Here is a 6,707-nt window from a genome sequence, read left to right as displayed (position 1 = left end):
TTGCGCAGGTAGCCCTGCATCGCCGCGCCCGAAGCGCCCAGCCCCGCGCCGATGACCAGCGCGAGCAGCCCGCGCGGTAGGCGCAGTTCCATCAGGATCACGGCGGCATTGGGGGTGGCTGCCGGATCGATCCACACCCGCCCGGCGAGCAGCGAAAGCGGGAATGCGGCCATCAGTGCGAGCAAGAGACAGAGCGAAGCGCGGTTCATCGAACGCTGTCCCAGATTTCCGCCAGCCGCCCGGCCGTGCGGATGATCGTCGGCCCGCCGCAATAGAGCAGCGCGGGATCGAGGCGCTCGTAGCGGACACCGCGCAAGCCCCGCAGCGCCGGATGGGCCAGGGTCCGGTCGTCGCCGGTTGCCAGCACCAGTTGCGGCGGCTCGGCGAGCAGGGCTTCGAGCGGGAGATAGGCCCCCTGCCCCAAGCCTTGCGCTGCGGCGTGGTTGGCAAAGCCGGTGCGGGCGAGCAGGTCCGCCATCAGGCTCTCCTGACCGGCGACGATCCCGCCCTGCTGCCAGACGAGCGTTTCAATCGGACCGAGCGTCGCGGACGGCGCCGCCTGTGCCAACGCATTCTCGATCCTGCCGACCAGCGCCTCGCCCTGCGCCGGTTGCCCGGCGATTGCGGCCAGCTCACGCACCTGGGCCAGGCTTTCCCCGACATTCGTCGCGGGCGCAAATGTTGCCACCTTGATCCCGAACCGTTCGAAAGCGTTGCGGGTCGCGGGCTGGAGGAAGCTGCCCGCGACGACCACGTCCGGCGCGAGCGCCAGCACTTCCTCGACCGTGCCGCCGGTAACCGGGAAGTGTCGCGCTTCGGCGAGATCCATCGAGCTCGCGCGCGGATCGTGGCTGTAATGCGAGATCGCCAGCAACTGGCCGGGCACCGCGAGTTCGGTGAGGATCGCATCGCTGCAAGGATTGAGCGAAACGATGGTCGGATGTGCGGCGCCACCATCGCCTGACTGCGCGCCGCAACCGGCCAGAAACGCCGCCGCGAACAGGGCGATCGACCTCACCATTGCGCCCGCGCCCCGATATAGGCGGAGCGCCCAGGCGTCCCATAGCCCGCAGCGGTCTGGTAGCGCTCGTCCCAGATATTCTCGACCCGTCCGAACAGTTCGACCTCCCCGGTCAGCGGGATGCTCGCACGGATCGTGCCGACGCGGTAGCCGGCCAGTGGAACGAGGTTTGCGGCATCGTCGAAGCTCGAGGAGACGATGCGCAAATCGGCGCCGAGATTCAGCCCCGCAAGTTGCGAATCCCAATCGGCCGAAAGGGTCAGTGCATGGCGGGGGCGACGGGCAAGATCGTTGCCCTGGTTAGCGGATTCCCGCGTGCGGTCGCTCGCCTCGACATAGGACCAAGCACCCTGGAGCCGCAGCCAGTCGCTTGGCCGGAAAGCAGCCTCGAGTTCGATCCCCTGCGCACGGGCCAGCCCGACATTGTCGAAGGTCCCGAAGGGCCGGTCGGCGCAGATGCCGGTGCTCCCCGCGAAGCAGGAGACAAAGCCAATCAATTCTTCGCTCTCGCGGCGAAAGGCCGAAAACGCGAAATGCCAGTCATCGTTGCGATCGCCACGTTCCAGCCCGATATCGAAACTGCGGCTGCGCTCGGGCTGCAATGCTTCGTTGCCGTATTCCGAATAGCGCTGGAACAGGCTTGGCGCCTTGAAGCCTTCGCCAAGGGCGGCACGCAGGCGCCAGCCATAGCCCAGCGCCAGGACGGCATCGGCACCAAGGCTCCACTCGCTGCCGAAGCCCTCGTGATCGTCGATCCGCGCGCCTGCGTTGAGCGCGAATGCTCCGGTCGAAAGCCCGACCTGGGCATAGGCTCCGGCGCTCGAGCCGCGCCTTTGCGCATCGAACAAGGTCGAAAACTCGTTCCACACCCGTTCGCCGCCGAAATGCGCGTGGAATTCGCCCGTCAATCTCCAGAACCCGCGCAAGCCCGCGCGCTGTTCGCGTCCGGCGGTTGCATAGACAGGGTCCGCACCGATCGAAGGATCGTAATTTTCGCGCCTGGTCTCGGACAGCGACCATGTTCCATTGATCCTCAGATCGTCGACGAAAATGTCGAATCCGGCGAAACCGGAAATGCGGCTCGTGTCCTGGAATTCGTCGGTATCCCCAAGCAGGTAATCCGGCGGGGGGAATCCGTCGATCTCCAGCCGCGCGTCGAGGAAATTCAGGCCGAGCCGCAATCGCACCGGGTCGGCAATGTGAAACTGCGTCTTGCCGCCCAGTTGCAGTTGCCGGAAGCCATCGGCTTCAGACCCTCCGGCGGCTGAAGAGAAGCCGTCGCTGTCGAGCAAGGCGACGTCGGCACTATAGACCAGCTCGCCAAAACTTCGGCCCGCCGAGGCCTGCGCGGCAAGCATCCCCTGCCCGCCATATTCAAGCGAAGCGGTGGCGCCGTGAAGGCCGGCGCTTTCCACCGCCAGTACCCCGCCAATTGCCTGGCTGCCCCAGATCGTGCTGTTGGAACTGCGCAGCAGTTCGAGCTTTCCGATCCCGCCGGGGAGCAGGTTTCCGAAATCGAAGCCGTTGCCCGGCGAAGCGCTGTCGGCAACCGCCACGCCGTCGACCAGCACCAGCAATTGTTCGGCTTCGGCACCCCTCACGCGCAGGCCGGTAAAGCTTCCGGGCCCGCCATTGCGAGCAAGCGTGACGCCCGGCATACGCTCCAGCACGCGGACGATATCGCCGCCTTGAACTTTCCGGATCTCGGTCTCGCCAATTATGCTGACTGCCTGCCCGAAACTGTCGATCCGCGCCTCGTCACCGCTGGCAACCACCGTGAGGTAGGTCGCGCGCGGCGGATGAGCGAGAATGATCGGCTCGTCCTCGTCATTTCTGTCCTGGGAACAGACCGGTAACGCAAGCATTCCAGCCGCGATTACCGCCAAGACTGCAGATCTATGCACCGCCCCTCCCGCCACGACTTGCGTCGCCCATGCGTGAAGCCGGCGCTTCCGACGCTGCTCTGGGTACACCCCGCCCCAGGGCCGAACGACACGCCGCGGGCAGGTCTCCTGGCTCCCGGATCGCTGCTCTCCCGCCGCCTTCCCGCCCCGATCGAGGCAGTGGCACGTGGCGGGATCGCTCCCCGGTCACAGTTGCGGGGGCAGCAGGGGCATTCCACCCCTTTCCCTCTTCGGCCCGGCCAGGCATTCGTCCGGCGCGGGCAACCCGTGACGCAGGAACCGGGATAGGCGGCACGGAGCGGCCATGCAATGGGCTGCTCCCTAGCGTCCCGCGCCCTTGCCTCGGAGGTGGCCAAGGGAACTGGCAACTAACCGAAAAGGCGACGGAAAGCTTTTGGAAACCATGTGCCCTCACCATCGCTTAGCGGTAGAAGATTACAATCGCGGGCAAGGACGCAACAAGGCGTCGCAACAAAGTCGAACCTCGGGTCTTTCCATGACGATCAAGTTTGCCGTCGCGGCGGTGCGCCGCCCACAATCGCGCCTCTCGCGGTCTCAAGCCAGGGCGGCCATCCGCGAGCCAGCCAACGACAACGGCGCCCGATGCGCCATCGCGCATGCGGCCTTGCGGCAGTCTGCCCGGCACGGGATCGGGGCCGCCGAACACGCCCGCCAGCAGGCCGAACGGGCGTTCTTCAAGGGCGACAGGGAGACCTATCACTGGTGGCTCGCCATCGGCCGCTCGCTCGACCGCCGGACGATCCAGCAATCGGGCCTGCAGGCGGAACCTTGAGGTTACGTGAAAGCCGCATGAATCGGGGGACACAAAGGTAACGGCATTCTTAACCACTCGGTGACCTCTTGGCGGTATGCCGGGCCGGCGGCGAGCAGGAGATGACCTATCAACAAGGTCAAGGACATTTTTACGCGAATGATGGGCAGCGATGCGCTCGACGATCGCGTGCGCCACAAACTCGTCGCGTCGCTTTATACGCAGCCTGCCAGCCTTGCGATCGGCGCCCTGTGCGGCGTTGGAACGGCCGGCATGGTCGCCTATCTTTCAGGCAAGCTCCTGTTCGCCGTAGCAGCGATTGCCCTGACCCTGGTCGCCATCCTGCGGGTCGCCACCGCGACGAGGCTCGGATCCGCCACCATCAAGGGCGACACCAGGCGGCTTGTGCTGCTCTACGAAATCGGCGCATTCAGCTATGCCTTCCTGGTCGGGCTGATCGCCGCCGGGACCATCGGATACGAACTCAATCCCAGTGTCCAGTTGCTCATGGTCAGCTATGCGATCGCCTATGGCGTGGCCATCTCGGCTCGCAATGCCGGCCACCCGATGATCGCGATCGGCCAGCTGTTCCTCTCGCTCCTGCCGATCATCATCGTTTGTGCCCTTGCCGGTGACCTCGTCCACATCACCATTGCCGTCACCATGGGGCTGCTCCTGCCGGCAATGGTTTCGATCACCTTCAACGTGTTCGACGTGCTGCGGGAATCGATCGCCGCGGCCGAAACCAGCCAGAAAATGGCCGACAAGATGCGCGACCTTGCCCGCACCGATGTTGTCACCGGCCTGTCGAACCGCGCCGGGCTCAATCACGAGATGGTCGAAAAGCTCATGTCGATGGCCGACCGGCAAAAGCTCGCCCTGTTCTGGCTCGATCTCGACAAGTTCAAGGAAGTCAACGACACGCTCGGCCACCCGGTGGGCGACCGGGTGCTGTCCGAAGTGGCGCGGCGGCTGCGTGAATCGGTCCCCAAGCGGGCCACGGTCGCCCGCTTCGGCGGCGACGAATTCATCGTCGTGTGCGAAGTCGAAAGCCGCGAGGAATGCGAGAAACTCGCAGCCCGGCTGCTCGAAGACATCTCCAAGCCCTTCCGCGTCGACGGCGACCGGCTCGAGATCGGCAGCTCGATGGGAATCGCGCTGATGCCCGACGATGGCGGCGATCTCGACACGGTGATGCAGAGCGCCGACCTCGCGCTCTATCATGCCAAGATCAACGGCCGGAACCAGACCAGCTTCTTCGATGCCTCGATGACCCGCAATCTGATGCGGCGCAAGGAGATCGAGGCCGAGCTGCGCTCGGCGCTCCAGCGCGACGAGCTTTCGATCTTCTTCCAGCCGATCGTCGATCTCGACACTGGGCGGATCAGGACTTTCGAAGCGCTGGTGCGCTGGTTCCACCCGGAAAAGGGCGAATTGCGGCCCGACGAATTCATTCCCGTGGCGGAAGAAACCGGCGTCATCATCACGCTCGGCAACTGGATCACCCAGCAGGCCGCCCGCGCCTGTGCGCAATGGCCGGAGGAAGTCACGATCGCGGTCAACCTCTCGCCGCTCCAGATCAAGGCGCCCGGCTCGGCGCTAGGAATCCTGAACGCTCTGAAGGAGGCCAGGCTCGATCCGACCAGGCTCGAACTCGAAGTCACCGAGAGCCTGTTCCTCGACGACAACCAGAATACCGCGCGGTTCATGGAAGAACTCGCGGCTGCCGGGGTGCGCTTCGCGCTCGACGATTTCGGCACCGGCTATTCCTCGCTCGGCTATATCAACAAGTTCCCGTTCAAGAAGATCAAGGTCGATCGCAGCTTCGTCTCGGGCGCCAATGTCGGCAAGAAGAGCGACGCGATCATCCGCGCGGTGGCCGAAATGGGCTCGCGGCTCGAAATGGATATCGTCGCCGAAGGGCTCGAGACGATCGAACAGGTCCACGCGGTGCGCGATGCCGGGTGTACGCTCGGCCAGGGCTATTATTTCAGCCGCGCCGTGCCCGACTACCTTGCCGCCACCCTGCTCGCCCAGGAACGCGACAAGGATTCGCCGGTGCGCAAGGCGGGCTAGGCCCGCCGCTCTCTCCCCTTCAGGGGAGAGATACGAAGGCTTGGCCGGGAACCGGCCTAGCCGGAGTAGAGAGGGGAAATGCTCCGGACACCCCCTCTCCCAACCCTCTCCCCTGACGGGGAGAGGGCATTAACGCATCAATCTGGTCACATCTTCCATCATTTATCGCTATTGCGAACTGTTAGCAAAGATTGTCGGCGATTTTGCCCTTTTCGCGGTTGCAATAGGCGAAAACGGGGCATAGGGGCGAAATCGAGCCGGACGTTTTCCTGTCAACGAGGGCAGGAATTGCGCCAACGGCAGTTCCCCAGTCCAGATAACCAGCCAAGGATCGTCAACTTATCATGGCCAAGAATCCCGGGCGCAAGAAAATTGCCCTTATCGGCGCCGGCATGATCGGCGGCACCCTTGCCCACCTCGCCGCCAAGAAGGAACTCGGCGACATCGTTTTGTTCGACATTGCCGAGGGCGTGCCCCAGGGCAAGGCGCTCGACCTCGCGCAATGCGGCCCGATCGAAGGTTTCGATGCCGCGATCAAGGGCACTAACGACTATGCCGATATCGACGGCGCGGATGTCGTGATCGTCACCGCCGGTGTCCCGCGCAAGCCGGGCATGAGCCGCGACGATTTGCTCGGCATCAATCTCGGCGTGATGAAATCGGTCGGCGCGGGGATCAAGGCGCACGCGCCTGGCGCCTTTGTGATCTGCATCACCAACCCCTTGGACGCAATGGTGTGGGCGCTGCGCGAATTCTCCGGCCTCCCCCATGACATGGTGGTCGGGATGGCGGGCGTGCTCGACAGCGCGCGCTTCGCGACCTTCCTCGCCTGGGAATTCGGCGTGTCGGTGCGCGACGTCAACGCCTTCGTGCTCGGCGGGCATGGCGACACCATGGTCCCGGTGCTGAGCTATTCGACGATCAGCGGCATCCC

6 protein-coding genes and 1 riboswitch are annotated in these 6,707 nt (G+C 64.6%); of the genes, 3 read left to right on the top strand and 3 right to left on the bottom strand.

All coding sequences use genetic code 11. The annotated features are described in order from the left end of the window. The 3 genes from AC16XC_RS12010 to AC16XC_RS12000 all read right to left on the bottom strand — a co-directional run. The coding region (locus AC16XC_RS12010; protein WP_484034895.1) for an iron chelate uptake ABC transporter family permease subunit at positions 1-209 on the bottom strand (209 nt) is incomplete at its 3' end. Next, on the bottom strand, positions 206-1,021 hold the full coding sequence (locus tag AC16XC_RS12005; protein WP_484034894.1) for an ABC transporter substrate-binding protein: 816 nt from the start codon (positions 1,019-1,021) through the stop codon (positions 206-208). The genes AC16XC_RS12010 and AC16XC_RS12005, both read right to left, overlap by 4 nt. Further along, positions 1,015-2,886, bottom strand: coding sequence for a TonB-dependent receptor plug domain-containing protein (locus AC16XC_RS12000; protein ID WP_484034893.1), 1,872 nt, complete (start codon positions 2,884-2,886; stop codon positions 1,015-1,017). Before AC16XC_RS12000 ends, AC16XC_RS12005 begins: the two co-directional genes overlap by 7 nt. Before the next feature lie 120 nt (positions 2,887-3,006). Next, positions 3,007-3,209, bottom strand: a riboswitch (cobalamin riboswitch). A gap of 212 nt (positions 3,210-3,421) precedes the next feature. Between AC16XC_RS12000 and AC16XC_RS11995 the strand changes: the two genes are divergently transcribed. From AC16XC_RS11995 to AC16XC_RS11985, 3 genes are all read left to right on the top strand, one after another. Further along, positions 3,422-3,718, top strand: coding sequence for a hypothetical protein (locus AC16XC_RS11995; RefSeq protein ID WP_484034892.1), 297 nt, complete (start codon positions 3,422-3,424; stop codon positions 3,716-3,718). A 138-nt stretch (positions 3,719-3,856) separates the two neighbouring features. After that, entirely contained in the window at positions 3,857-5,773 is a 1,917-nt protein-coding gene (locus AC16XC_RS11990; protein WP_484034891.1) for a putative bifunctional diguanylate cyclase/phosphodiesterase, read from the top strand. Between the two features lie 344 nt (positions 5,774-6,117). Then, positions 6,118-6,707: malate dehydrogenase (locus AC16XC_RS11985; protein WP_484034890.1), on the top strand; the 590-nt coding region annotated here is incomplete at its 3' end.

It is taken from the genome of Candidatus Andeanibacterium sp. (assembly GCF_057143545.1).
The sequence above is the reverse complement of the archived record's forward strand: the minus strand, read 5'-3'. Positions and strand labels throughout refer to the sequence as shown.